Source organism: Cellulosimicrobium sp. Marseille-Q8652, assembly GCF_965112045.1.
Genome location: NZ_CBCOPS010000002.1, coordinates 78,145 through 103,773, shown reverse-complemented (window position 1 = coordinate 103,773; position 25,629 = coordinate 78,145). Strand labels below are relative to the sequence as shown.

Genomic DNA, 25,629 nt, shown 5'->3' with positions numbered 1-25,629 from the left:
CACCACGCCGCCCGTGCCGGGCACCGACCGTCAGAGGTCGTCGTCGCCGTGGTCCGCGTCGTCGTCCAGCACCGGCACGACGACGATCCGGTCGCCACCGCCGGTCTGGGCCACCCCACCGGTCTCGGGGAGCCGCGCGTCGCGCACGCCCTGCACGACGCGCCGGATGCGCTCGGCCTCCTTCGCGGGGTCGAGGAACGCGGCCGCCGACCACACCTGCGCGACGGTCCACCCGATCCGTTCGAGCCGCTCGGCGATCTGCCGGTCCCGCACGCGGACGCTGCGCTCGGCCACGTACGCGGTGTCGTCCGTGAGGACGGCGACGAGCAGCTCGCCGGGGAGGTCCGGGTGCCCGACGACCAGCGGGATCCGGTCGCCGTCGCCGACGCCGTAGTCGGTCTCGACCACGAGGCCCGCGCGCCACAGACGCTCCGCGAGGTCGAGCACGAGCCGGTCCGGGGTGCCGCCGACGTCGACGCCGTTGCCGAGCGTGACCTGGTCGGCCACGCCGTTGCGCTGCTCGGCGAGGTCGAGGACCTCGGCCAGGAGCTTCGCGCCGCCCCCACGCAGGCGCTCCGGGTCGAGGTCGGCTGCCGTGAAGCACGACACGACGTGCAGACGGCGCCGCGTCGCGCCGACGGTGTCGAGGAGCATCGCCTCGCTGCCGGGCGTGTTGAGGATGCCGAAGCGGTGGAGCACGCGACCGTGCGGCGTCCGCCCGAAGCCGACGGACAGCACGATCATGTCGCGCACGAGCCCCGCCACGCCCGAGACGTCCGCGACGACGACCGGCTCGGGGCGCGACGCGGAGAAGAACCCGGCGAGCGCGGGGTTCTGCCGCACCTCGGCGAGCAGCGCCTCGCGGATGCGGTCGGCGTGCAGCGGCGTGACGGTGACGATCGCGAGCGACTCGTCCGGGCGGGTGAGCGCGTGCTCGATCGCGACCTCGACCACGCGGTCCACCTCGGCCTGCGTGCTCTCGACCGCGCCCGACGTCGGGTCGGGCATCCCGGCGCCGTCCACGACGTCGAGCCGGACGAGCGCCTCGGCTCGCGGCAGGGGCGCGGGCCGCAGCACGCCGGCGTAGCCGTGCTCGGCGAGGAACGTCGTGACGTACGGGTCCCGGCGCGAGCCGTCCGCCAGGAGCGTGACCGTGGGGAGCAGGTCGGCGAGGTCCCGGACGGTCGCGGCGGACGACGCCCGCGGGTCGCCGACGGCCACGACCTGGCGCCCGCGCGCGAGCGCCGAGAGGACCAGCTCGACAGGTGCGTGCTCGATCGCGTCGAGCACCACGAGGTCCACCGTGCGCGTGGGCGGGAGGAGGTGGGGCACGAGGGTCGGTGTCGCGACGACGACGGGCCGCAGCCGCCGCAGCACGTCCGGGTGCTTCTCCGCGGTCTCGCGCAGGCTGACGAGCCGTCCCTCGAGCAGCTCGGTGAACAGGTCCTCGGCCTCGTCGCGGTGCTCGCGCATCGCGGTGGCGAGGTGCTCGCGCACCGCCGAGCGGACGGGAGCGGCGAGCGACGCGACGTGCGCCCGGTCGAGCTCGCGGAACCGCCGGGCGAGCGCGTCGAGACCGGCGCCGTCCTGGCCCGCGAGGGCGTGGTCCTGCGCGAGGACCTGCTCGAAGACCGAGCTCCACCAGGCGAGCTCCAGCTCCGGGCCGACGAGCTCGGTCTCGACGCGCCGCTCGGCGAGGTCGGCGAGGAGGTCGTCGAGGCCGGCGGCGGACAGCCGACGCAGCACCGCCGTGCGGGCGGGGAGGCGGTCGAGCGACTCCGTGTCCTCCGCGAGCGTGTCGAGGCGCGCGGCGAGGTCGACGAGCGGGAGGTCGAGCAGGCCCGCTCCCTGCGGTGTGCCGGCGAGGACCGGCTCGATCTCCTCGACGTCGATGCGCACGGCCTCGTGCGTGTCCTCGATCGCCGCGAGCCCCTCGGGGAGCCGCGGCCAGCCGCCGCCGGGAGCCTGCGTCTGCCAGACCGCGCGCTGCGCCTGGACCTCGACCAGGGCCGCGTGCAGGTCCGGGACCCGGACCCCCGGGCGGACCATGTCCCTCGCCTGCCGGCGCAGGCGGCGGCGGGCGAACCACCCCATGTCCACGCCGTGCGCCTCGCGCCACTGCCGGGTCGCGGTCGCCTCGACCATGTCCTGGGCGGTGCGCTCGAAGATCATCGGCTGGAACACGTCGAGCGTGCCGCGCATGCCGCCGAGCATGCGGAGCTGGTCGCCCCACTGCCGCAGCGTCGTGGCGGGCGTGAGGCCGGTGACCTCGGCGACCCGCTCGACCTCGGCCCGCAGCTGCGGGAGCGTGTGCGTCCGCACGCGCTCGACGCGCACGAGCACGTCCTGCGCCTCCTGCCGGGTCGTGAGGTCCGCCCCGTACCAGGGGGTCGACGTCGCGCGCGTCGTGAACGCCCCCAGCTCGGCGGCGTCCCGCAGGTCGTCGGCGAGCTGGTCGCGCTGCGGCCCGACGGCGAGCACCACCTCCGGCGCGAGGCGCACGGTGGTGTCGGGCGCGGGTCGCTGCGCGACGATGCGGGCGAGCGCCTGCAGCGCGTCGTAGGCGGACACGTTCCACGGTTCGCGGACGAGGTGGAGCGCCTCGATGTACCCGGCGAGCCGGGCGCGGGAACCGAGCAGGGCGTCCCGCGTGCGCTCGACCTGGTCGTCGTCCGCCGGCTCCGGCTCGGTCGCCATCGCGGAGAGCAGGCGGTGCGAGACCGTGGCCCGCCAGGTGGGGTCAGGCGCGACGTCGAGCACGAGGCCGCCGAGCCCGAGGCTCTCCAGGCGCGCGACGAGCGCGTCGGCGGCGCGCCGGTGGCCCGGGACGTACAGGACCTGGCGACCGCTCGCCGCGGCCTCGGCGACGACGGCGGCGAGCGTCCCGGCGACGTCGGACCCGGCGGGCGCGTCGACGAACAGGTGGGAGCCGGTCGCGAGGGCGTCGACGACGTGGCGCTGCGAGGGGTCGAGGTCGCCCACCCCGCGCTCCAGCTCGGGGTCGGCGTCCCCGACCCGCGGGCCGGGGAGGTCGCGCCGCACGGAGGCGGCGACGGCCTCGTCACCGGCGAGGGCGGCGACGATCTCGTGCCGCTCGAGGCCGGCCACGAGCTCGTCGAGGTCGTCCACGAGGACCTGGCCGGGGTGCACGAACGTGCCGGCGAGCACGCGGTGCGTGAGCCCGAAGTCGCCCAGGACGGCACGACCGAGCGCCGCGATGCGGTCCGTCGCGTCCCCGGGGTCGAACCCGGCGCCGGTGAACGTGCTGCGCGCGAGGGTCACCGGGTCGAGGAGCGCGCCGTGCGCGCGCAGCGTCCGGGCGAGGAGGGGGTTGATCTCGGCCGTCGGCTCGAGCGTGAGCTCGTAGTCCGTCTCGCCGTCCCCGCGCGGCGTGACGGTCAGGGGACGCAGGAGCACCGGGGCCCGCACGGTGCGCACGCCCGCGTCCTGGGGCTCGGGCGCGGAGCCCGCGCTCTCGTCGGCGTCCGCGGGTCCCGCGGCGTCGTCCGACGGCCCGGGCACCGTGGCGGGCGCGTCACCGCTCGCCGCGTCGGGGACGACGGCGGGCGCGACCCCCGCGGCGTCGTCGTCCGGCACGACGGCCGGTCCGGCGTCCGGCATGGCGTCGGGTCCCGCCGGGACGACCTCGATCGTCGTGGCGCCGGGGCGCGAGGCACGGCCGGCGACCCGCGCGAGCGCGCCGACGTCGTCGGCCGGGCGGGACGGCGACGGCTCGCTCTCCGTCCACGTCGCGACACCGATCGCGAGGTACGTGGGTGCGACGCCGTAGCGCTGCGCGTGCTCCGCGGCGCGGACGACGACCGCCCGCGCGCGACGCCGCGCCGCGGGCAGCGACCCGCCCTCCCGGAAGAGGTTGGACAGGCGCGTGGGTCGGCCGGCGAAGAGCTGCGCGACACCGGACGGGTGGGCGGCGGTGAGATCGACGACGGCGTCGCCGAGGAGCGAGATGTCGGCGAGCGACGAACCTCCGGCGAGCTCGACCAGCCCGGCCCGCCAGCGCGCGACGGCCTCGTCGACGAGGTCGGCCGTGGTGGGCTCCGGCACGAGGACGGGCCGGGACGGCCGCGCGTCGTCGACGTCCGGGGGCGTCTGGTCCGGGTCGGTGGGCAGCCGAGCAGGATCGGCCACGTTCCGGGCGGCTGAGCTGGTGCGGGCTGCGGCATTCACGCTCTGACGCTAACCGTGCCGGACCGGCGCCGGGTCGAGGCACGCCGGGAGAGGTGCCTCCCGCCACACGGCTCCGGGCGCGGCACCGTTCCCGCCAGGCGTCACGACGACGACGAATGACGGCCCGGGGCGGACCAGGACGGCCGTCCGGACGACTTCCTGGAGAAGTCCTGGGAAATGGGCGCGGGAGGCGTTCTTCGGAGGAATGCAAAGAGCCCCGGACCAGGGTCCGGGGCTCTGCCCTCCGGCTCAGCGGCCGGGACGTGGAAACGGAGCGCACCGCGCAGGGGGCAGGCGATGCGCTCCGTCGGGCACTATTTTGCACGCTCCACGGAGGCGCGTCAACTCGCCTCCGGGTGAAGCGTCGAAGCCCTCCAGGATGGGTCCCGCGGCTGCAACAACGCATCTGGACGTCCGTCCATGTCGCGCAGCGGAATTCGCGTCGTCAGAACCGCACGACGGCACGCCCGCGCAGCGTCCCGTCCCACAGCCTCGCGTACGCGGTGGGGGCGTCGTCGACGCCGAACTCCTCCGTGTGGACGGTGAGACGGCCCTGCTGGGCGAGCTGCAGCACCTCGAACAGCTCCTGCCGATAGCCCCAGTACGGCACGAGGAAGGACGCCTCGTACGGGGACTGGAAGAAGCCCACCTTCGCCGCCGGGGAACCGTGCCCGATTCCCACGAGGGTGAAGTCGCCGCCGACGCCGAGCAGCTTCTGGCCGAGGTCGATGGTCGGCTGGACGCCGGCGAAGTCGACGACGAGGTCGGCCCCGCGACCGCCCGTGAGGTCCTGGACGGCCTCGACCGCCGCGTCGTCCGACAGCAGGGCGTGGTCCGCGCCGACCTCGCGCGCGAGGGCCAGCTTCTCGTCGTTCACGTCGAGCGCCACGACCTGGGCGCCGCTGAGCGCCTTGAGGATCTGCACACCCACGTGGCCGAGGCCGCCGACGCCGAGCACGACGGCCGTCGTGCCGGCCGTGAGCTTCGGCAGCGACCGCTTGATCGCGTGGTACGGCGTGAGGCCCGCGTCGGTGAGGGGCGCGGCCTGGACCGGGTCGAGGTCGCCGATCGGCACGAGGTGGCGGGGCGAGTCGACGATCATGTACTCCGCCATCGCGCCGGGTGCACCGAGCCCCGGAGGGGCGATGCCGAGCTCGGCCGCGCGCAGGCAGTAGTTCTCCTGGCCCGCGGCGCACCGCTGGCACACGCCGCAGCCCCACGGCCCGTAGACCGCGGCCGCGGTCCCGACGAGGCCCGGGTCGACGCCCGCCCCGACCGCCTCGACGACGCCGGCCCCCTCGTGGCCCAGGGTGAGCGGCAGCCCGTAGGCGTACTGGTCCGCGGGCTGCTCCATGACGAAGACGTCGGAGTGGCACAGCCCCGCGGCGGAGACCTTGAGCAGCACCTCCCCCGGCTTCGGCTCTGGGGTCTCGATCTCCACGACCTCGGGTCGTGCGCCGATCTCTCGGTACTGGACGGCCTTCATGGCCACTCCTCTCGCCTGGCTGTGCTGCTGTCGCCGGGCGGCCCACCGAGGGGACGGTTCGGGGACCGCCCGGCCCTTCCACCATAAACCTGAACACGCGTCTAGGTTCAGGGACGTTGGTCACTCCTCGGGTGCCGTCACACGATCTCCTCCTTCCGACACGTCCCGGTCACCTGCGCCCGCGGGCGTGCCCACACCACGTGGCTACCCTGGAAGCACGCCCGCATCCGACGCCGGACCGCGGAGCGCCCGGCGCACGCGCCGGCCGGAGGAGAGCGGGCGGGACCAGACACCCGACCCGGAAGACGCGGACCACAGACGACGTGACGACCTCCCCCAGCACCCGCCCCTCCTCGGGCGTGCCCGACGGCGCGCCCCAGGCGCCCGACGAGAAGGCCCCCGAGGCGCCGAGGCTCTCGCTCACGCAGATGATCGCGAGCGCCCTCGCCGCCGTGAGCACGACGGTGCTGCTCTCCTACTTCGGCATCGCCGGGACGATCATCGGGGCCGGCGCGGCGAGCATCATCACCGTCGTGGCGAACTACGCGTACACGCGCTCGATCCAGAAGACGCACGAGCAGCTCAAGCCCGTCGTCAGCCACCTCGCGCCCCGTCCTCGCGGCGGGACGGCGAAGCTGCCGGCCGTCCCGCGTGGCGACGACACGCAGCCGCTCCCCCGGCCGCGCTCCGCCGCGCCCGACGACGCGGCGGTCGTCTCACGGGGCAGCGTCGCGGCCGAGGACGGCGGACCGGGACGAGTCACGGCCACGGCGGGCACGGCCCTCCCCATCGACGACGCCGCCCCGGCGTCCGACGACGACGCTCGCCCCGGCCCGTGGTTCCGCCTCATCGACCGCTACGGGACGGGCAAGGTGCTCGCCGTCTCCGCCGCGGCGCTCTTCGTCGTCGTCATGGGCGTCGTGCTCGTCGCCGAGCTCGTGATCGGCAAGCCGATCTCCGACGCCGTGCGCGGTCAGGAGGGGTCGGGGACGTCGATCAGCCGGACGACCACGACCGACGACGGTGGGAGCGAGCCCGGGACGGGGACCGTGACGCCTCCGCAGGAGCTGCCCGACAGCGGCACCACGACGCCGTCCCCCGACCCCGCCGCGCCGTCCGACGACACCACCGAGGTGCCGACGGACGAGCCCTCGGGCACGCCGACCGAGGCCCCCACCGACGAGCCCACCGATCCGGTCACGCCCACGCCGGAGCCCACGGAGCCGACGGAGCCGACGGCCCCCGGCGCCGGCGAGACCGGCGGCACGGGCTCGACCGGCAGCGGGACCGGAGCGGGCGGGACGGACACGGGTGCCGACGGCACGTCGGCCGGTTCCGGCGGTTCGTCCGGCGGGACGACGGGCGGCTCGGCCGAGCCGGCCCCGGCGCCGTCGGCCTCGGTAGCGCCCGGCGCCTAGCCGGTCCGCGGGCCCTCCGCATCGAGGAGGATGGTCCGCATGGCCCGACGACGCGTCTCGACCCGGTCCGCTCTCACCGTCCTCATGGCACCGGCGCTCCTCGCGCTGGCCACGCCCCTGGCCGCCTGCGGCGGTGGAGCCGACGGCGTGCCTGACGGGGAGCCGGACGTGACGGGCGTCGTCGAGCGCACGGGCACTGACGCCGTCCTGACGGAGCCGTCCGACGACTACTTCGACGGCATGAGCCTGACGTCGGCGGAGACGTCGTTCGTCGGTGCGGACGGGGAGCCGATCGAACCCGCCGCGCTCGCCTCGGGCGACGCCGTCGAGGTGTGGATCACCGGCTCGTGCGCGGAGTCGTACCCCGTGCAGTGCGAGCTGGTCGCGGTGCGGGTCGTCGGCTGACGCCGGCCGCCCCGGCTCACGCCTCCGGGGAGTCGCGCGGGAGCATCGGCCAGTCGCGCGGCGGGTCCTCGCCGACCCGCCCGTCGATCGCCTCGCGCAGCAGGTCCATGTGACCGGTGTGCCGCCCGTACTCCTCGATCATGTCGTGGAGGTGGCGCCGCACCGTGGGACGGGCGTCGCCGAACTCGAGGTGCCCCGGCTGGTCCAGCCCGCCGTCGGCCACGAGCTCCCGCAGCCGGACGCGCGAGCGCCCGACCGCGGCCTCCCACAGCCCGTACACCTGCTCGGCCGACTCGGCGGGGTCGACCGTGAACTGCCAGCGTGCGACGTCCTCCTCGGGCACCGAGAGGAACGTGACGGGGGGCCGCCCCGACATGCGCCAGCAGAACACGTCGTCCTCGCACACGGCGAGGTGCTTGAGCAGGCCGCCGACCGTCAGCTCGGACGTCGGGACCGCGCGGGCGCGCAGCTGCTCCACGTCGAGGCCGTCGGCCTTCCAGCGGAACGTGGCACGGAGCCGTTCGAGGGTCCCGACCAGGTGCTCGACGTCGGTGCCGGCGAGCGGCGGCTCCCAGCTGGGGTCGGTCATGGCACGTCCTTGGTCTCGACGATGTGACCTGCCTCACGGTACGCCGGACCACCGACGACGCCCGGGCCGTGACCTCAGGGCCGCGGTGCCGGCCCGGCGGGCCCTTCCCGCTTCGTGACCTTCGCCAGCAGCTCCCTGGCCTTGCGCTGGTTCTCCGGCTTCGACATCTCCCGCTGGGCGACGCGAGCCGCCTTGAGCGCGACGCCGCTCTTCATCATCTTGTCGAGGAATCCCATGGCTCGCCCTTCTGTCGCGGTGTTGTGCGAGCGTAGGGCGAGGCGCGCGGGCACGCGCGTGCAGGACAGGTCCGCCACGGGACGGCGACGCGGCCTTCCGGGGATCAGCCCTCGCCGTCGGCGACGAGAGCGTCGGTGAGCATCCCGACGAGGGCGTCGAGCTGCACGTCCGTCGACGACGAGACGTCCTCCTCACGCGCCCCGTCCAGCGCGCGCGCCGCCAGGCCCGACTTGCTGTCGATCAGCTGGGCGATCCGGGCGTCGATGGTCTGCGCGGCGATGATCCGCCACGCGGTGACGGGCTCGGACTGGCCGATGCGGTGGATCCGGTCGATGGCCTGGGTCTGCTCGGCGTCGGTCCAGGACAGCTCGGCGAGGACCATATTGGACGCGACCTGGAGGTTGAGCCCGACGCCCGCGGCCGTCAGCGAGCACACGGCGATCGACACGTCGGGGTCGTCGACGAACGCGGCGATGTTCTTCTCGCGCACCCGGGGCGTCTGGTCGCCGCGGATCGAGGCGTAGCGGATGCCGCGCTGGGCGAAGACCTGCTCCGCCTCGTCCATGACGTCGACGTGCTTGGCGAAGAACACCACCTTGCCGACGTTGCGGGCGAGCTGTGCCGCGTAGTCCGCGGCCGGCCCGGCCTTGGCCTGGCCGATCCTGCGCACCATGGTGAACACGTTCTCGCCGCCCGCCTTCGAGCTCGAGTCCTTGAGCTCCGCGGCCGCCACGCGGCGCGCGAGGTCCAGGTCGATCTCGCCGCCGACCGTGTCGGCGGCGCCGTCGCCGGCGCGCGCCGCCAGGGCGGACCGGTAGCGGTCGGCGAGCCGGCGTGCGAGCACGGTCTCGGCGGCGCGGATCGAGCGGCCGGCCGCGCCGTCGAGCTCGACCGGCAGGTCCGCCACCCGGCGGGCGGGGATGTCGGCGACCACGTCGACCTTGCGGCGACGCACGATGCCCATGTCGATCACGGCGCTCCGGGCGGCGGCGTAGAACCCGCGGTCCGCCGGGGTCAGACCGGTGTCCTCCAGGGCGGTCATCAGCTTCCCGAGCGGCTTGGTGTCGTCGATCCAGCCGAGGAACTGCCAGATCGCCCGGAAGTCCTCGATGTCGTTGATGAGCGGGGTGCCGGTGAGGGCCATGAGCAGCGGCCGCGCGGTGCGGGTCCGGATCCGCTCGGAGAGCGCGAGGACGTGCTGGGAGCGTTGCGATCCCTTGTTCTTGATGAAGTGCGCCTCGTCGACGACCATGCCGCGGAAGCCCAGGTCGCCGAGCCAGCCGACGTGCCGGTCCAGGAGCTCGTAGTTGACGATGACGACGTCCGCGAACGCGTCGACCTTGTCGCCGTCACCGTGGACGACCGTGGCGCGGCGCAGCGGCGTCCACATCCCGACCTCGTGCGCCCAGTTCGTCTTGACGACGTTGGGGACCACGACGAGCAGCGGGAACGCGTCCGCCGCCTGGGCGGCGAGCAGCGCCTGCGCCGTCTTGCCCAGCCCGGGTTCGTCGGCGAGGAGGAAGGTGCGGTGGCCGCGGGCCGTGGCCGCGACGACCTGGGCCTGGTGCGGCATGAGCTCCCGGCCGAAGGACGCGGACAGCGAGCGGGCCTCGGGCAGCGCCATGCACGCGGGTGCGCCAGGGCCCGCCTGCTCGAAGGACCGGAAGAGCGGCTCGAGCAGCTCCCAGCCGGCCAGGCGGCGCGCCCGCGCGGCCGTCCGCTCGGCCGCGGCCTCGAAGTCCGGCGCGAGGAACGGGTTGGCCAGCTGGCGGGAGATCACCGACCGCGGCACGACCCGCTTCTCGGCGGGGGCAGCGGCCGGCGAGGTCGGCTGGGCCGAGGATGCAGGCTGGGCCGACGAGGCCGACGAGGCCGCCGAGGCCGACGGCGCAGCGGGCGCGGTCGGCGCAGGATCCTCGGGCGGCTCAAGCCCGCCGGCGCGCATCACGGTGGCCTTGTAGTCGCGCGCCGCGTCGGAGACCCGGGCGTCGTCGGCGAGCAGGGTGAGCAGCGAGGTGTCGCGGACGGCGATCTTGGCGAGGAGCGTCGCCACCCCGTCGAGCCGCTTGAGCTCCTGGTCGCGCTTGCCCGCGGTGAGCGAGCCGTCGGCCATCACCCGGGCGCGCTCCTCGCGCACGAGCAGGGCGACGACCTGGAACTTCGTGCGCACCGCCGGGCGCGTCGGCGGTCGCCGCACGGCGCCGTCGAGCTCGCGCGCGATACCCGCGAGCACCGGGACGATGCCCTTCTCGGTGGGCCGCTGGGTGCGCCGGCGCTGCGCGCCGGGGTCAGGGCGCGCGCGACCTGACCGCCGCTGACCTGCTCGAGCCACGTCTTCTCCTTCGTTCCACGTATACAGCGACGGCGGCAGCATGCCGGGTCGCGACCGGCCCACCCCGGCACCGCCGCGCAACGTCCCGGCCACGGGGGACGAGGCCGCGCAGCGCGGCGACGGCGTCGCACGACCCGCGCGTGCAGGCGGGACCTGCTGCGTCCCCCCCCCGACGTCCCGCAGCACGAGACAGCCTCCGGGGCGGGCCCCTCGTCCTGGGCAGGACGGCACCGTGACGATCCCGACGACGGCCCTCACGACGGCTGGACGACGCGTGCACCCGCTCGCCCAGACCTGACCGGGACGAGCGCTGCCTGAACACACCCACCCTGTGCGCCTGGGCAGATTCGAACTGCCGACACCCGCTTTAGGAGAGCGGTGCTCTATCCCCTGAGCTACAGGCGCGTGGCCCCGGGGACAGGACCGGAGGACAGCCTAGCCGCCAGGTGCCGTCCGACGCGAAGCACGCCCCGCGCCGCCGGGCACGTGCCGGGCGTGCTGCGCCGCGCGAGGATGGGCGCGTGACCCTCCAGCCCACGAACCCGCGGAAGATCGTCCTCGACTGCGACCCGGGCCACGACGACGCCGTGGCGATGCTCCTCGCGCACGGCTCCCCCGCGATCGACCTCGTCGCCGTGACGACCGTCGCGGGCAACCAGACGCTCGAGAAGGTGACGCGCAACGCACTCTCGGTCGCGGAGGTCGCGGGCATCCACGTGCCGGTCGCCGCGGGCTGCGACCGCCCGCTCGTCCGGCCGCGGATCGTCGCTCCCGACATCCACGGCGACTCGGGCATGGACGGCCCGGTGCTCCCCGCCCCGCGCCGCGCCGTCGACCCGCGGCACGCCGTCGACCTCATCATCGAGACGGTCCTGGCGGCGGGACCCGGCGAGATCACGCTCGTGCCGGTCGGGCCGCTGACCAACGTCGCGACGGCCGCGCGCAAGGAGCCGCGCATCGTCCCGCGGGTCCGCGAGGTCGTGATGATGGGCGGGGCGTTCCACGGCGGGAACCGCACGCCCACTGCCGAGTTCAACGTGCTCGCCGACCCGGAGGCCGCGCACGTCGTCCTCAACGAGGCGTGGCCGGTCACGATGGTCGGCCTCGACCTCACCCACCAGGCCGTGGCCACGCCCGACGTGCGCGACCGGCTCGCCGCCCTCGGCACCGGACCGGCACGCTTCGTCGGCGAGCTGCTCGACTTCTACGGCGGCACCTACAGCGCGACCCAGGCCTTCCCGCACCCGCCGGTCCACGACCCGTGCGCGGTCGCGTACGTCGCCGACCCGACCGTCATGACGACGCGCCGCGCGCCGGTCGACGTCGAGCTCACCGGCACGCTCACCACCGGCATGACCGTCGTCGACCTGCGCGGCGACGAACCCGCCGAGTGCCGCACCCAGGTCGCCGTCACGCTCGACCACGACCGCTTCTGGACCCAGGTCGTCGACGCCCTGCGCCGCATCGGTGACCCGGCCTGACGCCGAGCATCCACGTGGCCCGCCCGGAGAACCGGACGGACCACATGACGGTGTCGATGATGCACTGAGCGGCTGACGGTGGAGCGAGGGCTGGGGCGGGTCGTGGCGGGCGATGACTGAACAGCCGGGAGCGCCGTGCCGGGCCGCGGATGGTAGACCCGCCCCGCCCCTCGCGGAACCGTCGGCCGCGGACCCGAGCACGGGCGAACGTCAGCCGAGGACGGCCTTCAGGAACTCCTGCGTGCGCTCGTGGGTCGGGTTCGTGAACATCGTCTGGGGGTGCGCCTCCTCGATGATGCGGCCGTGGTCGAACATGAGCACACGGTTCGACACGTCGCGCGCGAACTGCATCTCGTGCGTCACGAGGAGCATCGTGATGTCCGTCGTCTCCGCGATCTCCCGCAGGACACCGAGGACGTCGGCGACGATCTCGGGGTCGAGCGCGGACGTGACCTCGTCGAGGAGGAGGATCTCCGGGTCCATCGCGAGCGCCCGTGCGATGGCGACGCGCTGCTGCTGACCGCCCGAGAGCTGGTTGGTCCGGAAGTCGCGCTTGTCCGACATCCCGACCTGCTCGAGCAGCTGCTCCGCGCGGGCGACCGCCTCGCGCTTCGGCTGCTTGAGCACGTGGACGGGCGCCTCGATGATGTTCTCCAGCACCGTCATGTTCGGGAACAGGTTGAACTGCTGGAACACCATCCCGACGCGGTTGCGCACGACGCGCCGCCGCTTCTCGGGGACCTCGACGCGCTTCTCGCCGCGGTACTCGTGCGTGTACGGGTCGCCGTCGATGAGGAGGAGCCCGCCGTCCGACTCCTCGAGGGTCATGAGCAGGCGCAGGATCGTCGTCTTGCCGGAGCCCGACGGGCCGATGAGCGTCACGCGGTCGCCCTTCGCGACGCTGAAGCTCAGGCCGTCGAGCACGACGTTGTCGCCGAACCGCTTGACGACGTCGCGGAACTCGATCGCGGGGGTCACGCCCGGGGTCGTCGGCACGGTGCCCTCCGGGGAGGTCGTCGGGTCGGTCAGGGAATCGGTCACGTCAGGCAAGGCGCCTCTCCATCCGTCGTACGAGGAGCGACGTCGGGTAGCTCGCCGCCAGGAAGATCAGGCCGACCAGGGTGAGCGGCTCGATGTAGGAGAACGTGTTCGCCCCGTAGTTCTGCGCCGCGGCGAACATCTCGACCACGTAGATGGCGAACAGGAACGGGGTCTCCTTGAACATGGAGATCGCGTAGTTGCCGAGGCCCGGCAGGGTCTTGCGGATCGCCTGCGGCAGCACGACGGCGCGCCACGTCCGCCCGCGCGGGAGGTTGAGGGCCGTGGCCGCCTCCCACTGCCCGCGCGGCACCGCGTCGATGCCGGCGCGGTAGACCTCCGACATGTACGTCGCGTAGTGCACGCCCAGCACCGCGCACCCGATGGCCAGCGTCGGGACCGTCGGCAGCAGCAGCGCGGCGAACACGAGCTGCACCAGCAGCGGCGTCGACCGGATGAACTCGACCACGACGCCGACGGGCACGGTGACCCACCGCGACCCGGACCGCCGCACGAGCGCGACGAACAGACCGAGCACGGAGGCGATCGCCATGCCGACAACCGTCGCGGCCAGGGTGGTCCGGAAGCCCTCGAGGAGGGCGGGCAGCACCTCCCAGGCGCGTTCCCAGCTCCAGACGTCGCTCATGCCGCACCTGCCTTCGCCGTCGTGGGGACCGGTGCCAGTCGCAGCACCTCGCGCAGGCTCGGGCCGGCCCCGAGCCGGTTCTTCGCGCGCACCTCGAGCGCGTTCATCCCGAGCGTCAGCAGGTAGGCGATCGCGAAGTACACGAGCAGGCCGACCGAGTAGGAGAACACGGTGTCCTGCGTGGTGCGGCGCAGCTGGTCGGTGAAGAAGTTCACGTCGTGGAGGAAGATGTAGGTCGCCAGCGCCGAGCCCTTGAGGAGCTGGATCAGCAGGTTGGTGAGCATCGGGATCATCAGGGCCCACGCCTGCGGGAAGATCACGCGACGGACGCGGTGGAGCGGACCGAGGTTGAGCGCCGTGGACGCCTCCCACTGCCCCACCGGGACGGAGTTGATCGAGCCCCGGACCACCTCGGCGCCGTACGCGCCGTAGTTGAGCCCGAGCGCGACGATCCCGACGGCCAGCGACTCCATCTTGAACCCGAACACCGGGAGCACGAAGAAGAGCCAGAAGAACTGGACGACGAGCGACGTCCCGCGGAAGAGCTCGACGACCACCCGGGAGGGCCCGCGCACCCACAGGGTGCGGGTGCGCGAGCCGAACCCGAGCAGCAGGGCGACGACCATCGCGAGGACGGCGCCGCCGACCGTGAGCTGCAGGGTGACGAGGACGCTCTCACCGAGCCGCGGTAGCCGGTCGAGGAGCGTCTGGATGTCGTCGGACATCGGGTCAGGAGTCCAGGCCCAGCTCCGGGCCGAGCTCGTCGGCGATCGCCTCGAGGTCGCCCTCGCAGAGCATCTCGGCGGTCAGCCCGTCGACGGGACGCTCGGCCTCGGTGAACCCGAACGGGCCGAGGACGTCCTCGTACCGCTGCGGGTCGGAGACGATGTCCTGGAGCTGCTCGTTGTAGGCGTCGAGCAGCTCGGTGTCGGCCTGGCGGAACACCGTGGCGCCCGCGCCGATCTGCGGCACACCGTCGATCACGGCGACGAAGGCCTCGGTCGCCTCGACGGCGGCGTCCGACCGCTCCGCGAGGGCGCGCAGCGAGATCCCGGTGAGGGCGAAGGCGTCGGCGCGCCCGGCGACGACGGCGTCCAGGCCGTCCTGCGGGCTGCCGACCTGGATCGTCTCCACGCCGGTGTCCTCGGCGTAGCCGGCCTCGACGGCACCGCCGAGCACCGCGAGGGTGACGCCGGCGTCGACGGCGGACTGCCAGTCGTCGAGCCCGTCGGGGTTGCCCTCGGGGACGAGGAACGCCGTCGTGTACATGATCTCGGGCTCGCTGAACGCGGCCTGCTCGCAGCGGTCCGGCAGGATCGACATGCCCGCGCTGATCGAGTCGAAGCGGTCGGCGTTCAGGCCCGGGATGAGCGCGTTCCACTCCGTGAGCGTGCCCTCGACGGTGTCGATGCCCAGCTCGGAGTAGATCGCCTCGTTGAGGGCGACGGCCGCGCCGGTGAGCTCGCCGCCGTCGTCCTGGAAGCTGTACGGCTCCTCGCCCGCGAAGCCCACGGTGATGCTCCCGCTCTCCTGGAGCTCGGCGAGGGTGCCGCTCCCGCCCTCGGCGGACCCGCCGCCGGCCCCGTCCCCGCCGGAGTCGACGCTCGAGCAGGCGGTGGTGAGGGCGAGGACGCCGACGGCGCTCGCGGCGAGGAGCGAGCGGGGGCGGGTCGCGGTGGTGCGCGTGGAAGTCATGGTTCCCTTCGTGCCCGTCGCCGCACGACGCGGCCACGGTCGTGGGTGGCTGGACGATCGAACACGCTAATCGCTTGTCGACCTTTCGACAATCCGCATGTCATACCGTCAGATTGTCTACAATCGGACGGACGCCGACGTCCCGCACCCACCGGCAGCCCCGACCCGGGCTCCGTCCGGCGGTCTGCACGGAGGCGCTGACCTGCGTGGACGCGGACCTGGCGACGACTGCGCCACGGGAGCCACGGCCACGCGACCGCGGGCCGCACCCCGGCCGCAGACAGGGGATGATGTGATACCGGATCGTGACCTCGACCGTCCCGCACGCACCGTGGGCCCTGCGGGCCCACCGCACGACCTCGGAGAAGGAGAGCCGATGAGCTCCGTCTCGCGCGCGCCGCTCGGCAACGCGCCCTTCCTCTCACCGGTGACGCGCCCGTCGACGGTCGACCTCATCGTGCGCGAGCTGCGCGACGCCATCTACTCCGGTGCCCTGCGCGTCGGCACGCCGATCCGCGAGGTCGAGATCGCCGGCCAGCTCGGCGTGAGCCGCGGCCCCTTCCGCGAGGCCGCGCAGCGCCTCGTCCAGGAGGGTCTGCTCACCGCGACGCCCGGGCGTGGGCTCAGCGTCGTGACGATCGGCCGCGAGCGCATCCCCGCGCTCTACGCCGCGCGCGCGACGGTCGAGACGACGGCAGCGCGCCTGGCCGTGGCCGGCGCGTCCGACCCCGAGGTCGCTGCGGTCCGCAGCGCGTACGAGGCGCTGGTCGAGGCCGGGAGGTCCGAGGACGCGCGGCGCATCGGCGACGCCGACCTCACGCTCCACTGGACGCTGGTCGCCGCCGCCGGGAACCCGTGGCTCCTGCGGTGGATGACGACCCTCATCGTCGAGGTCCGCGTCGCGAGCTTCACCGTGAGCGACGAGTACGCCGTGCGTAAGGACTCGGCCGCGTCGCACGCCGACATCGTCGAGCTCCTCGAGGCCCGCGACGCCGACGGCCTGGTCGCCGCGATCGCCGCCAACCTCGACGGTGCGGTCGAGCGGCTCACCGCGCCGCAGGACGCGGACGTCGAGACGCTGGAGGAGCCGCACCCCGTCCCGCCCCCGCGCCTCGACCCGATCGAGCCGACCGGCGTCTGACGCCCGCGCGTCAGGCGGCGAGCCACCCGAGCAGCACGGCGACGACGACCGTCCACCCCGGCACGAGGAGCACGCCGAGCAGCCCGACCCGGCGACCCTCGCGTCGCCGGCGCGCGGTGGTGGCGGGGTCCTGCAGCGGGACGACGACGGGGTCGGTCGACCGCAGGCCGGTCGCGCGCCGCAGCTCCATCCCGACGCCGAGACCGAGCAGCGCAGCGCCGAGCACGAGCGCCGGCACGGCACCGACCGCGAACAGCTCGGTCCGCAGCAGGAGGAGGGGCAGGACGAGAGCCGTCGCGCCGGCACCGATCGCGAGCGCCCCGACCACGGGGCGGTGCACGAGCATCCGCAGCACGGGCTCGGCGCGCCAGGCGAGGACCCCGACGGCCGCCGCGAGGACGACCGCGCCGAGCGCCTGGCCGACCGAGACATCGACCGGATCCCCCGCGACGAGCGCGGGCACGGACCACAGGGTGAGGAACATGCCGACGAGCTGCACGACGGTCGGGAGCACCGCGCGCGCCGTCGCGCTCGGTTCCTGCTCGGGGCTGGTCGGAAGTCCGAGGCTGCGGGCGTACTCGACCGGGTCCCCGAAGGCGTCCTGCGCTTCCTCGCCGCTCTCGGCGCAGTGGGAGTCGACCTCGCCGAGCGCCTCGCCGACGTGGGCCCCGCCCACCCCCTGGAGCCGCAGCTCGATGAGCATCGCCTCCGCCCAGCGCGGGTCGACGTGCGGCGCGACCCTGTGCTCGAGGGCGTAGCGCCGGGCGTCTCGCCGCTCCTTGCCCGTGCTCGTGCTCGTACCCGTGGCCGTGCTCTTCATCGGTTCCCCTCCGTGGTCGCCGGGCGGCGGGCGCCCTCGCGGACGATCCGGCGCGTCGTCGTGGTGAACGCCTCCCACTGCGCGGCGGACCGGTTCAGCTCGCCGGCCCCCTCCGCGGTGAGCGCGTAGTACTTGCGTCCGGGGCCACCCTCGCCGGGGCGCCACTCGGTGACGACCCAACCGGAGTCCTCGAGCCGTTTGAGCAGCGGGTAGAGCGTCCCGCCCTTGAGCGGGCCGAGGCCCCCGTCGGCGAGTGCCGACGCGATCGCGTAGCCGTAGGTCGGCCCGTCGGCGAGCACACGCAGCACGCACACCGCCAGGACGCCACGAAGCCACTCGCTGGGCCACTCCGCGTCCGAGGTCACCACTAGACCGTAGGGCACACTAGATAGCGCGTCAATATAGTCAGGGAGACGCCACCTCTCCCGCGGACCTGTGGCAGGACGCGGCGGCGACGTCAGGAGCGGAGGTAGGCCACCGTGCGATAGCGCAGGCCGGTGGACGACGTCGCCCACTCTCCCGCGTCCGCGCGCCACCCGGCCGGCACGGACGGGGCGAACGTGTCGCCCTCGACGACGGCGTCGATCTCGGTGACGACGCATCGCTCGGCCTGGTCGAGGGTCGCCGCGTAGAGCTGGGCACCGCCGATCACCCAGACCTCGCCGTCGGGAGCCGCAGCCTCGCGGGCCAGGGCGAGCGCGGCGTCCACGGACCCGACCGCACGGACGGTCGCACCGGGCTGCGGCGGCGCGTCCGCGCCGTCGGGCGCCCAGCCGTCCCGGCGCGTGACGACGACGTTCGTCCGGCCCGACAGCGGCCGGAACCGGGGCGGGAGCGACTCCCAGGTGCGCCGCCCCATGACCACGGGGTGCCCCGACGTGACGCGCCGGAAGTGGGCCAGGTCCTCGGGCAGGTGCCACGGCATGGTGCCGCCCGCCCCGATGACGGGCCGACCGGCGGCGTCGCGGGCCTGGGCCCAGATCAGTCCGAGCATCAGAGGGTCAGGCCCCGTCATACCGCGATCGGGGCCTTGATCGTCGGGTGGTGCCGGTACCCCATGACCTCGATGTCCTCGAACTCGTACGCGTCGATCGAGTCGCGCGGCGCGAGGCGCAGCGTGGGGTACGGGTACGGCTCGCGCGTGAGCTGCTCGCGCACCTGCTCGACGTGGTTGTCGTAGATGTGCACGTCGCCGCCGGTCCACACGAAGTCGCCGACCTCGAGGCCCGTCTGTGCCGCGACCATGTGGACGAGCAGCGCGTACGACGCGATGTTGAACGGCACGCCGAGGAAGAGGTCGGCCGAGCGCTGGTAGAGCTGGCACGAGAGCCGGCCGTCGGCGACGTAGAACTGGAAGAACGCGTGGCACGGCGGGAGTGCCATGGCCGAGAGCTCGGAGACGTTCCACGCCGAGACGACGTGGCGCCGCGAGTCGGGGTTGCTGCGGATCTGCTCGATCACCTGGGCGACCTGGTCGACGTGGCGGCCGTCCGGCGTCGGCCACGAGCGCCACTGGACGCCGTAGACGGGCCCCAGCTCGCCGTCGGCGTCGGCCCACTCGTCCCAGATCGTGACGCCGTGCTCCTGCAGCCACCGCACGTTCGAGTCGCCGCGCAGGAACCACAGCAGCTCGTACGCGATCGACCTGAGGTGCACGCGCTTCGTCGTGACGAGCGGGAAACCCTGCGAGAGGTCGAAGCGGATCTGGCGCCCGAACACGCTCCGCGTCCCGGTCCCGGTCCGGTCGCCCTTGGGCGTCCCGTTCTCCAGGACGTCGCGCAGCAGGTCCTCGTAGGGCGTGGGGACGGCGGACGGTGAGTCGGTGGCCACGGCCGTCAGTCTAGGCGGGACGTCGTCGTCGGACGTCTCGACGTCGCGACGTCTCCACGGTCTCGACGTTTCGAGGTGCGAGGTCGCCCGACGTCTGCCAGTGTTCTCGGTCGTAGGGGGAAAAACTCACAGATCCGACGAAACGGAGATTTACCATGGGTTGGCTCGCCTACATCGTGCTCGGGCTCATCGCCGGACTCATCGCGCGCTTCGTCCTTCCTGGCAAGCAGACCAGCTCGCTGATCATCACGATCCTCCTGGGGATCCTCGGCGCCCTCCTCGGCGGATGGCTCGGCTCCGTGCTCTTCGGCACGAGCCTCGGCGACCTCGGCGACTTCCGGACCTGGCTCCTCGCCATCCTCGGGTCGCTCATCACGCTCGGCGTGTACGGCGCGCTCACCAAGCGCAGCCACGCCTGACCTCTCACGACCCTGCGGGCCTGGTGCCGTCCTCGGACGGCACCAGGCCCGCGGTCTGTCCCGGGCCGGTCGCCCTCAGGCGGCGGCCTCGCCCACGGCGCGGACGGCGTCGAGCACGACCTGCGCGACGGCCTCGGGCTGCGAGACCGCGACCGCGTGCGACGCGCCGGGCACCTCGGTCGTGCCGCGCGACCCGGCCCGCTCGGCCACGAAGCGCAGCACCTCCGCGGGGATGTTCCGGTCCTCGGCACCGTGGACGAACCAGGACGGGACGGTCCGCCATGCCGGCTCGCCCACGAGGGGCTCGTTCAGGGCCGCCGCGGTCACGGGCCTCTGGGCCACCGCCATGAGCGCCGCCGTCGCCTCGTCGACGTCGGCGACGAACTGCTGGTGGAACAGGTCCTGACGGATCGTGAGCTCCGCGCTCCCGTCCGCCAGCGGCGTGGGCACGACGGCGTCGCCGAGGGTGCTCCCGGGGAACTTCGCCGAGAGCTCGAACGCGCTCTCGCCCGTCTCGGGCGCGAACGCACCGACGTAGACGAGGCCGACGACGTCCGGCAGGCCGGACGCGCCCTGGGAGGCGACCACGCCGCCGTAGGAGTGCGCGACGACGACGACCGGGCCGTCGATCGCGGTGAGGACGTCGCGCAGGTACGCGGCGTCACCGGACAGGGAGCGCAGCGGGTTCGCGAGGGCGACGGCGGGCACGCCGGCGGCGCGCAGCCGCTCGACGACGCCGTTCCAGCTCGAGGAGTCGGCGAAGGCGCCGTGGACGAGGACGACGGTGGGTGCGGTCATGACGGTTCTCCTGAGGTGTCGATCGAGACGTTCGGGGGTCGGACGGACGAGAGGGTCCGGCCGGGAGGCGCGACGGCGAGAGGTCAGCGGGTGCCGAGCGCGGTGCGCAGCGTGTCGACCGCCTGCGCGACGGCCGCGCTCGTGGCCGCCGTCGCGCGGAGCGGGTTGAGCATCATGAAGTCGTGGATCGTGTGGTCGTACCGCACGCACGTCGTCCGGACGCCGGCCTGGACGAGCCGGCGCGCGTACGCCTCGCCCTCGTCGCGCAGCACGTCGTTCTCGTCGACGATCACGAGCGCGGGCGGGAGCCCGGCCAGGTCGTCGAGGCTCGCGCGCAGCGGGGACGCGGTGATCTCCGCACGCCGGTCGTGGTCGGGCAGGTAGCAGTCCCAGAACCAGGCCATCCCCTGGGCCCGCAGGTGCGGACCGTCGGCGAACTCCCGGTAGGACGCCGTGTCCTGCGCCGCGTCGGTCACGGGGTAGTAGAGCGACTGGTGGACGAAGGCGACGTCCCCGCGCTGCTTCGCGAGGATCGTGAGGGCCGCCGCCATGTTGCCGCCGACGGAGTCGCCGACGACCGCGAGGCGCGACACGTCGAGGTCGTGCGACGCCCCCTCCGCCGTGATCCACCGCGCGGTCGCGTACGCCTGCTCGATCGCGACGGGGTACCGCGCCTCGGGCGACCGGTCGTAGTCGACGAAGACGACGGCTGCGCCCACGCCGACCGCGAGCTCGCGCACGAGGCGGTCGTGCGTCCCGGCGTCGCCGAGCACCCAGCCGCCGCCGTGCACGAAGAGCACGACGGGCAGCGCGCCGGCCGAGCCGGGGGGACGCACGATGCGCACCCGGACGTCGCCGACGTCGGCCGGGACCGTCAGCCACTCGTCGTCGACGTCGGGCTTGTCGACGGGCGCCGACTGGACGTCGGCGAGGACGGTGCGGGCCCTCTCGGGGCCCAGCTCGTACAGGAACGGGGGTGTGGAGACCGCCGTGGCGAACTCCTGCGCCTGCGGTTCGAGAACGGGATCGCTCATGCTCGTGCTCCTTGCTGGGAGGACGGTCCACGAGGGGGCCGGGCGGCCGGCGACGTGCCGGCCACCACTGGACACGACCGAGGCTGTCACCGTTCCGTGACAACCGCGCACGGACGTCTCGCATGGTGGCCGGGGGTGACGTACGCCATGCCCCGACGACGTCACGAAAGCGCGGGCTGCGTGGTCGAGGGGGTGAGAGCGCGCAGAGGGCGCGCCGTACAGGAGGCGGTCATGGAACGCATCGTCGTCGTCGGCGGGGGCTACGCCGGGTTCACGGCGGCCCGTGAGCTCGAGAAGGGCCTGCGGCGCGAGCTGCGCCGCGGCGAGGTCGAGCTCGTGCTGGTCGACCCGCGTCCGTACATGACGTACCAGCCCTTCCTCCCCGAGGTCCTCGCCGGGTCCGTCGAGGCGCGCCACGCCGCCGTCGCCCACCGGAGCCACCTGCGCCGCACGCGGCTCGTCGACGGCTCGGTGACGCGCGTCGACCACGCGCGCCGCGTCGTGCTCGTGCAGCCGGCCTCGGGCGAGCCGCAGGAGCTCGCGTACGACACGGTCGTCGTGACGGCGGGCGCCGTGACCCGCGTCTTCCCCGTCCCGGGCGTCGCCGAGCACGCGATCGGCATGAAGCACGTGGAGGAGGCCGTCGCGATCCGCGACCAGCTCCTCACGTCCTTCGACCGCGCCGCGGGCCTGCCCGCCGGGCCGGAGCGCGCGCGACTGCTCACCGTGACGTTCGTCGGTGGCGGCTTCTCCGGCGTCGAGGGGTTCGCCGAGCTCCTGTCGTTCGCGCACGACCTGCTGCGCGTCTACCCCGAGATCGACGTGTCGGAGCTGCGGTTCCACCTCGTCGAGCGCAACGCGCGGATCCTGCCGGAGGTGACCGAGCGCCCGGGGCGCTGGGTCGTGCGGCAGCTCGAGCGGCGCGGTGCGCACGTGCACCTCGGGGCAGGGCTCGAGTCCGCCGAGGGCGGCGTCGTGACGCTCTCGACCGGTGAGTCGTTCCCCTCCGGCCTGCTCGTCTGGACCGCGGGCAACGCGGCGAACCCCGTCGTCGCGACCCACACCGACCTGCCGGTCGACGCGCGCGGCTACGTCGTGGTCCGGCCGGACCTGCGCGTCGGCACCCCGGACGCGCCGGTCGACGACGCGTGGTCCGCGGGCGACGGCGCGGCCGTGCCCGACCTGGCGGTGCCCCGCCCGGGCGCGCTCACCGTGCCGAACGCGCAGCACGCGGTCCGGCAGGGCCGGCGCCTCGCCCGCAACCTCGTCGCGGCCCGGCGCGGGCGGCCGACCCGCCCGTACGTCCACGGCAGCCTCGGCGTCGTGGCGACGCTCGGGCTGGGCTCCGGGATCTTCCAGTACCGCCGCCTCGTGGTGCGCGGACCGCTCGCGTGGCTCATGCACCGCGGGTACCACGTCCTCGCGATCCCCACGTGGGAGCGCAAGGTCCGCGTCCTGGCCGTGTGGCTCACGGCAGGGCTGTTCGGTCGCGACGTCGTCTCGCTCACCTCGGTGCAGCGGCCTCGCGCCGCGTTCGTCGCCGCTGCGCCCGCGGCGACGGGGACCGCACCGGTCCGCGCCGCCTGACCCGCACGCGGCCGTCGGCGACACCGGACCGCGACGGCGCTCGTGCTGCGGTGTGGGAGAGACAGGGCACAGTGGTGCGGTGAATTCCGGTCGCGCACCACGCGCTCCGTCGATGCGCGCCCGCGCGACGATGGCGCACCTGGACGCTGACGCGTTCTTCGCGAGCGTCGAGCAGCACCAGCGCCCGTCGCTGCGCGGCCGCCCGGTGCTCGTCGGCGGGGTCGGCCCGCGCAGCGTCGTCGCGACGGCGTCGTACGAGGCGCGCCGGTTCGGCGCGCGCTCGGCGATGCCGATGGAGCTGGCGCGCCGGCTGTGCCCGCCGTCGACCGTGGTCGTCGTGCCGCGGTTCGCCGCGTACGCGGCATACTCCGAGCGGATCATGGGGGCGCTGCGCGAGGTCACGGACCTGGTCGAGCCGGTGAGCATCGACGAGGCGTACGCCGACCTCGACGCCGCGGCCGCTCCGGGGACGGACCTCGAGGCGCTCGCGCTGGGGATCCGCGAGCGGGCGCGAGAGCTGAGCGGGCTGTCCGTGTCGCTCGGGCTCGGCCGCTCGAAGCTCGTCGCGAAGCTCGCGTCGGAGGACGCCAAGCCGGGCGGGGTGCTCGTCGTGGAGCCTGGCGAGGAGGACGGCTTCCTCCTCGCGCTGCCCGTGCGCGCCCTGTCCGGCGTCGGCCCGGTCTCCGCCGCGCGCCTCGACGAGCTCGGGGTCCGCACGGTCGCCGACCTGCGCCGACAGCCGCTGGACACCCTGGTGACGATCGGCGGCGAGTCCGGCGGCACGAACCTGTACCGGCTCGCGCGCGGCTGGGACGACCGTCCCGTGACGACCGTGCGCGAGCGCAAGTCCGCCGGTGCCGAGCACACCTTCGACACCGACCTGCACGGCCGTGCCGCCATCACCGGGGCGCTGGACCGCGTCGTCGACTCCGCGCTCGCCCGTCTGGAGCGTCACGCGGTCGCGGCACGCACCGTCGTGGTCAAGGTCCGGCTCTCCTCGTTCACGACCCTGACGCGGTCGGTGACGCTGCCACGACCGACGTCGGACGCCGCGGCGCTGCGGGCCGCGGCGCACCGGGCCCTCGCCCTCGCCGACGTCACCGAGCCCGTGCGCCTGCTCGGCACGTCGTTCCACGCCCTGTCCGAGCATGCCCAGCTCATGCTCCCCCTCGACGACGACGCGGTCACCGGCGAGCACCCTGCAGCGGGGGTCGCCGCACCGCTCCCCGTACCGGTCGCGACCGGCCCCGTGCGCGCGACGGCGACCCTCGTCGCTCCCGGCCTCGACGTCGAGACCGAGGCCGACGGCCGCGGCTGGGTCGTGCGCGTCGGCGACGACGGCCGCGTCGCGGTGCGCTTCGAGACCGCGCAGACCGGTCCGGGCTACCAGCGCTGGGTCGGCCCCGAGGCCGAGGACCTGGTCCTCGTGCCCCCGCTCGGCCCCGACGGCGAGGAGCTCCGGCTGTCGGAGCCGGAGGACGCGTAGCGCCTGTGAGGAGCACCATCGCCACGCGTGCCGGAGGGCCGCCGTCGGGTCCCCAGGGTCGGCGAGTCAGGCCACCGCGGCGTACCCGCCGAGCTTGTCCGGGTTGACCTGGACGAACACGTGCTCGATGCCGCGCGGCGTGACCTCGAGCGAGACGAGCGCGAACGGCGCGCCGTCGATCGACACGAGCAGGGCGGGCAGGCCGTTGGCCTCGACGACGCGCACGGCGGCGTCGGCCCAGTACTTGCGCCACACGTTGTCGAAGAACAGGGAGACGCGTGCGACGCCGTGCAGCTCGACGCGCGACGCGTGCACCTTCCCTCCGCCGTCGGGCCGGGCGACCACGTCGTCGGCGAGGAACCGCTCGAACCGGGCGAGGTCGCCGTCGTGCGCCGCGGCGACGAACTCGTCGAGGAGGCGGCGGTGCTCGTCGGGGTCGACGCGCACCGCGTCACGGCGGCCGAGCCGCTCGCGCGCACGGCGCGCGAGCTGACGCGCGTTCGCCTCCGTCATGTCGAGGATCTCCGCGACGCGGCGGTGCGGGTAGCCGAAGGCCTCGCGCAGCACGTAGACCGCACGCTCCACGGGCGTGAGCCGCTCCAGGAGCACGAGGGTCGCGATCTCCAGCGCCTCGGCGCGCTCCGCGCCGAGCGCGGGGTCGTCGGACGTGTCGACCGGCTCGGGGAGCCACGGGCCCACGTACGTCTCGCGCCGGGCGCGGGCCGACGTCGCGGCGTTGATCGCGAGGCGCGTGACCGTCGTGGTGAGGAACGCCGCGGGGTTGCGCACGCGCTCGCGGTCGGTGCCCTGCCACCGGATCCAGGCGTCCTGGACGACGTCCTCCGCCTCCGGGACGCTGCCCAGCATGCGGTAGGCGATGCCGAAGAGCTGGGGACGCACCGCGAGGAACGCGTCCAGCGCCCCGGGGTCCGTGGGGACCTCGGGGCGCTCGGGCGCCGTCGGGTGCGACGTCATGCGGTCACCGTACGCCGCCGCGCG

The 25,629-nt window shown here is 74.3% G+C and carries 23 protein-coding genes and 1 tRNA gene; 7 read left to right on the top strand and 17 right to left on the bottom strand.

Annotated elements, in window-relative coordinates; all coding sequences use genetic code 11:
- Positions 1-30: 30 nt before the first annotated feature.
- Both ACWPWV_RS10485 and ACWPWV_RS10480 read right to left on the bottom strand, forming a co-directional pair.
- Positions 31-4,188 (bottom strand): hypothetical protein, encoded by a 4,158-nt coding sequence (locus tag ACWPWV_RS10485; RefSeq protein ID WP_454042936.1) that lies wholly within the window; start codon positions 4,186-4,188, stop codon positions 31-33.
- Between the two features lie 445 nt (positions 4,189-4,633).
- The gene (locus tag ACWPWV_RS10480; protein WP_454042935.1) at positions 4,634-5,674 is read right to left on the bottom strand and encodes an NAD(P)-dependent alcohol dehydrogenase; all 1,041 of its coding nucleotides are present in this window, start codon (positions 5,672-5,674) and stop codon (positions 4,634-4,636) included.
- Between the two features lie 323 nt (positions 5,675-5,997).
- On the opposite strand from ACWPWV_RS10480, the gene ACWPWV_RS10475 reads away from it, so the two are divergent.
- Positions 5,998-7,092: a hypothetical protein gene (locus tag ACWPWV_RS10475; protein ID WP_454042934.1), complete on the top strand. Its 1,095-nt coding sequence runs from the start codon at positions 5,998-6,000 to the stop codon at positions 7,090-7,092.
- A gap of 39 nt (positions 7,093-7,131) precedes the next feature.
- Positions 7,132-7,497, top strand: a complete 366-nt coding sequence (locus ACWPWV_RS10470; protein ID WP_454042933.1) for a hypothetical protein — start codon at positions 7,132-7,134, stop codon at positions 7,495-7,497.
- Positions 7,498-7,513: 16 nt separating this feature from the next.
- On the opposite strand, the gene ACWPWV_RS10465 is transcribed toward ACWPWV_RS10470, so the two are convergent.
- The 4 genes from ACWPWV_RS10465 to ACWPWV_RS10450 form a co-directional block, all read right to left on the bottom strand.
- Positions 7,514-8,086 (bottom strand): mycothiol transferase, encoded by a 573-nt coding sequence (locus ACWPWV_RS10465; RefSeq protein WP_454042932.1) that lies wholly within the window; start codon positions 8,084-8,086, stop codon positions 7,514-7,516.
- A 74-nt stretch (positions 8,087-8,160) separates the two neighbouring features.
- Positions 8,161-8,322, bottom strand: a complete 162-nt coding sequence (locus tag ACWPWV_RS10460) for a hypothetical protein (RefSeq protein WP_454042931.1) — start codon at positions 8,320-8,322, stop codon at positions 8,161-8,163.
- 104 nt (positions 8,323-8,426) lie between these two features.
- Positions 8,427-10,655, bottom strand: coding sequence for a DEAD/DEAH box helicase (locus ACWPWV_RS10455; protein WP_454042930.1), 2,229 nt, complete (start codon positions 10,653-10,655; stop codon positions 8,427-8,429).
- Positions 10,656-10,987: 332 nt separating this feature from the next.
- Positions 10,988-11,060 (bottom strand) — tRNA-Arg (locus ACWPWV_RS10450).
- Positions 11,061-11,176: 116 nt separating this feature from the next.
- Between ACWPWV_RS10450 and uriH the strand changes: the two genes are divergently transcribed.
- Complete coding sequence (uriH, locus tag ACWPWV_RS10445) at positions 11,177-12,136, top strand: uridine-preferring nucleoside hydrolase UriH (RefSeq protein ID WP_454042929.1); 960 nt, start codon at positions 11,177-11,179, stop codon at positions 12,134-12,136.
- Positions 12,137-12,346: 210 nt separating this feature from the next.
- On the opposite strand, the gene ACWPWV_RS10440 is transcribed toward uriH, so the two are convergent.
- Genes ACWPWV_RS10440 through ACWPWV_RS10425 form a run of 4 tightly spaced genes read right to left on the bottom strand, consistent with a single transcriptional unit; the run spans position 12,347 to position 15,515 of the window.
- Positions 12,347-13,132 (bottom strand): amino acid ABC transporter ATP-binding protein, encoded by a 786-nt coding sequence (locus tag ACWPWV_RS10440; RefSeq protein WP_454044518.1) that lies wholly within the window; start codon positions 13,130-13,132, stop codon positions 12,347-12,349.
- A gap of 46 nt (positions 13,133-13,178) precedes the next feature.
- Entirely contained in the window at positions 13,179-13,820 is a 642-nt protein-coding gene (gene ehuD, locus ACWPWV_RS10435; protein ID WP_454042928.1) for an ectoine/hydroxyectoine ABC transporter permease subunit EhuD, read from the bottom strand.
- A complete protein-coding gene (gene ehuC / locus ACWPWV_RS10430) occupies positions 13,817-14,545 on the bottom strand; it encodes an ectoine/hydroxyectoine ABC transporter permease subunit EhuC (protein ID WP_454042927.1) in 729 nt (242 codons plus the stop codon). Before ehuC ends, ehuD begins: the two co-directional genes overlap by 4 nt.
- Positions 14,546-14,549: 4 nt before the next feature.
- Positions 14,550-15,515: a transporter substrate-binding domain-containing protein gene (locus tag ACWPWV_RS10425; protein ID WP_454042926.1), complete on the bottom strand. Its 966-nt coding sequence runs from the start codon at positions 15,513-15,515 to the stop codon at positions 14,550-14,552.
- 376 nt (positions 15,516-15,891) lie between these two features.
- Between ACWPWV_RS10425 and ACWPWV_RS10420 the strand changes: the two genes are divergently transcribed.
- On the top strand, positions 15,892-16,656 hold the full coding sequence (locus ACWPWV_RS10420; protein ID WP_454042925.1) for a GntR family transcriptional regulator: 765 nt from the start codon (positions 15,892-15,894) through the stop codon (positions 16,654-16,656).
- 10 nt (positions 16,657-16,666) lie between these two features.
- On the opposite strand, the gene ACWPWV_RS10415 is transcribed toward ACWPWV_RS10420, so the two are convergent.
- The 4 genes from ACWPWV_RS10415 to ACWPWV_RS10400 all read right to left on the bottom strand — a co-directional run bounded on the left by ACWPWV_RS10415 (position 16,667) and on the right by ACWPWV_RS10400 (position 19,306).
- The gene (locus ACWPWV_RS10415) at positions 16,667-17,476 is read right to left on the bottom strand and encodes a hypothetical protein (RefSeq protein WP_454042924.1); all 810 of its coding nucleotides are present in this window, start codon (positions 17,474-17,476) and stop codon (positions 16,667-16,669) included.
- Positions 17,473-17,841 (bottom strand): PadR family transcriptional regulator, encoded by a 369-nt coding sequence (locus ACWPWV_RS10410; protein WP_454042923.1) that lies wholly within the window; start codon positions 17,839-17,841, stop codon positions 17,473-17,475. The genes ACWPWV_RS10415 and ACWPWV_RS10410 overlap by 4 nt, the downstream gene beginning before the upstream one ends.
- A gap of 92 nt (positions 17,842-17,933) precedes the next feature.
- Complete coding sequence (locus tag ACWPWV_RS10405; RefSeq protein WP_454042922.1) at positions 17,934-18,470, bottom strand: dihydrofolate reductase; 537 nt, start codon at positions 18,468-18,470, stop codon at positions 17,934-17,936.
- 17 nt (positions 18,471-18,487) lie between these two features.
- The gene (locus ACWPWV_RS10400; protein ID WP_454042921.1) at positions 18,488-19,306 is read right to left on the bottom strand and encodes a thymidylate synthase; all 819 of its coding nucleotides are present in this window, start codon (positions 19,304-19,306) and stop codon (positions 18,488-18,490) included.
- A 155-nt stretch (positions 19,307-19,461) separates the two neighbouring features.
- Between ACWPWV_RS10400 and ACWPWV_RS10395 the strand changes: the two genes are divergently transcribed.
- Positions 19,462-19,725 (top strand): GlsB/YeaQ/YmgE family stress response membrane protein, encoded by a 264-nt coding sequence (locus ACWPWV_RS10395; protein ID WP_251150233.1) that lies wholly within the window; start codon positions 19,462-19,464, stop codon positions 19,723-19,725.
- Between the two features lie 75 nt (positions 19,726-19,800).
- On the opposite strand, the gene ACWPWV_RS10390 is transcribed toward ACWPWV_RS10395, so the two are convergent.
- Together ACWPWV_RS10390 and ACWPWV_RS10385 are read right to left on the bottom strand one after the other, a co-directional pair.
- The gene (locus tag ACWPWV_RS10390; RefSeq protein WP_454042920.1) at positions 19,801-20,523 is read right to left on the bottom strand and encodes an alpha/beta fold hydrolase; all 723 of its coding nucleotides are present in this window, start codon (positions 20,521-20,523) and stop codon (positions 19,801-19,803) included.
- A gap of 83 nt (positions 20,524-20,606) precedes the next feature.
- Positions 20,607-21,557 (bottom strand): alpha/beta hydrolase, encoded by a 951-nt coding sequence (locus ACWPWV_RS10385; RefSeq protein ID WP_454042919.1) that lies wholly within the window; start codon positions 21,555-21,557, stop codon positions 20,607-20,609.
- Between the two features lie 231 nt (positions 21,558-21,788).
- On the opposite strand from ACWPWV_RS10385, the gene ACWPWV_RS10380 reads away from it, so the two are divergent.
- Complete coding sequence (locus ACWPWV_RS10380; RefSeq protein WP_454042918.1) at positions 21,789-23,144, top strand: NAD(P)/FAD-dependent oxidoreductase; 1,356 nt, start codon at positions 21,789-21,791, stop codon at positions 23,142-23,144.
- Positions 23,145-23,256: 112 nt separating this feature from the next.
- Positions 23,257-24,630 (top strand): DNA polymerase IV, encoded by a 1,374-nt coding sequence (locus ACWPWV_RS10375; protein WP_454042917.1) that lies wholly within the window; start codon positions 23,257-23,259, stop codon positions 24,628-24,630.
- 66 nt (positions 24,631-24,696) lie between these two features.
- On the opposite strand, the gene ACWPWV_RS10370 is transcribed toward ACWPWV_RS10375, so the two are convergent.
- Positions 24,697-25,605 (bottom strand): RNA polymerase sigma-70 factor, encoded by a 909-nt coding sequence (locus ACWPWV_RS10370; RefSeq protein WP_454042916.1) that lies wholly within the window; start codon positions 25,603-25,605, stop codon positions 24,697-24,699.
- Positions 25,606-25,629: the final 24 nt, after the last annotated feature.

What these genes read in the sequence shown, in the direction of transcription:
- ACWPWV_RS10480 (WP_454042935.1), bottom strand. Translation starts at nt 5,674, where the DNA reads ATGAAGGCCGTCCAGTACCGAGAGATCGGCGCACGACCCGAGGTCGTG.
- ACWPWV_RS10470 (WP_454042933.1), top strand. Translation starts at nt 7,132, where the DNA reads ATGGCCCGACGACGCGTCTCGACCCGGTCCGCTCTCACCGTCCTCATG.
- ACWPWV_RS10465 (WP_454042932.1), bottom strand. Translation starts at nt 8,086, where the DNA reads ATGACCGACCCCAGCTGGGAGCCGCCGCTCGCCGGCACCGACGTCGAG.
- ACWPWV_RS10460 (WP_454042931.1), bottom strand. Translation starts at nt 8,322, where the DNA reads ATGGGATTCCTCGACAAGATGATGAAGAGCGGCGTCGCGCTCAAGGCG.
- ehuD (WP_454042928.1), bottom strand. Translation starts at nt 13,820, where the DNA reads ATGAGCGACGTCTGGAGCTGGGAACGCGCCTGGGAGGTGCTGCCCGCC.
- ehuC (WP_454042927.1), bottom strand. Translation starts at nt 14,545, where the DNA reads ATGTCCGACGACATCCAGACGCTCCTCGACCGGCTACCGCGGCTCGGT.
- ACWPWV_RS10425 (WP_454042926.1), bottom strand. Translation starts at nt 15,515, where the DNA reads ATGACTTCCACGCGCACCACCGCGACCCGCCCCCGCTCGCTCCTCGCC.
- ACWPWV_RS10420 (WP_454042925.1), top strand. Translation starts at nt 15,892, where the DNA reads ATGAGCTCCGTCTCGCGCGCGCCGCTCGGCAACGCGCCCTTCCTCTCA.
- ACWPWV_RS10415 (WP_454042924.1), bottom strand. Translation starts at nt 17,476, where the DNA reads ATGAAGAGCACGGCCACGGGTACGAGCACGAGCACGGGCAAGGAGCGG.
- ACWPWV_RS10405 (WP_454042922.1), bottom strand. Translation starts at nt 18,470, where the DNA reads ATGCTCGGACTGATCTGGGCCCAGGCCCGCGACGCCGCCGGTCGGCCC.
- ACWPWV_RS10395 (WP_251150233.1), top strand. Translation starts at nt 19,462, where the DNA reads ATGGGTTGGCTCGCCTACATCGTGCTCGGGCTCATCGCCGGACTCATC.
- ACWPWV_RS10390 (WP_454042920.1), bottom strand. Translation starts at nt 20,523, where the DNA reads ATGACCGCACCCACCGTCGTCCTCGTCCACGGCGCCTTCGCCGACTCC.
- ACWPWV_RS10385 (WP_454042919.1), bottom strand. Translation starts at nt 21,557, where the DNA reads ATGAGCGATCCCGTTCTCGAACCGCAGGCGCAGGAGTTCGCCACGGCG.
- ACWPWV_RS10380 (WP_454042918.1), top strand. Translation starts at nt 21,789, where the DNA reads ATGGAACGCATCGTCGTCGTCGGCGGGGGCTACGCCGGGTTCACGGCG.
- ACWPWV_RS10375 (WP_454042917.1), top strand. Translation starts at nt 23,257, where the DNA reads ATGCGCGCCCGCGCGACGATGGCGCACCTGGACGCTGACGCGTTCTTC.
- ACWPWV_RS10370 (WP_454042916.1), bottom strand. Translation starts at nt 25,605, where the DNA reads ATGACGTCGCACCCGACGGCGCCCGAGCGCCCCGAGGTCCCCACGGAC.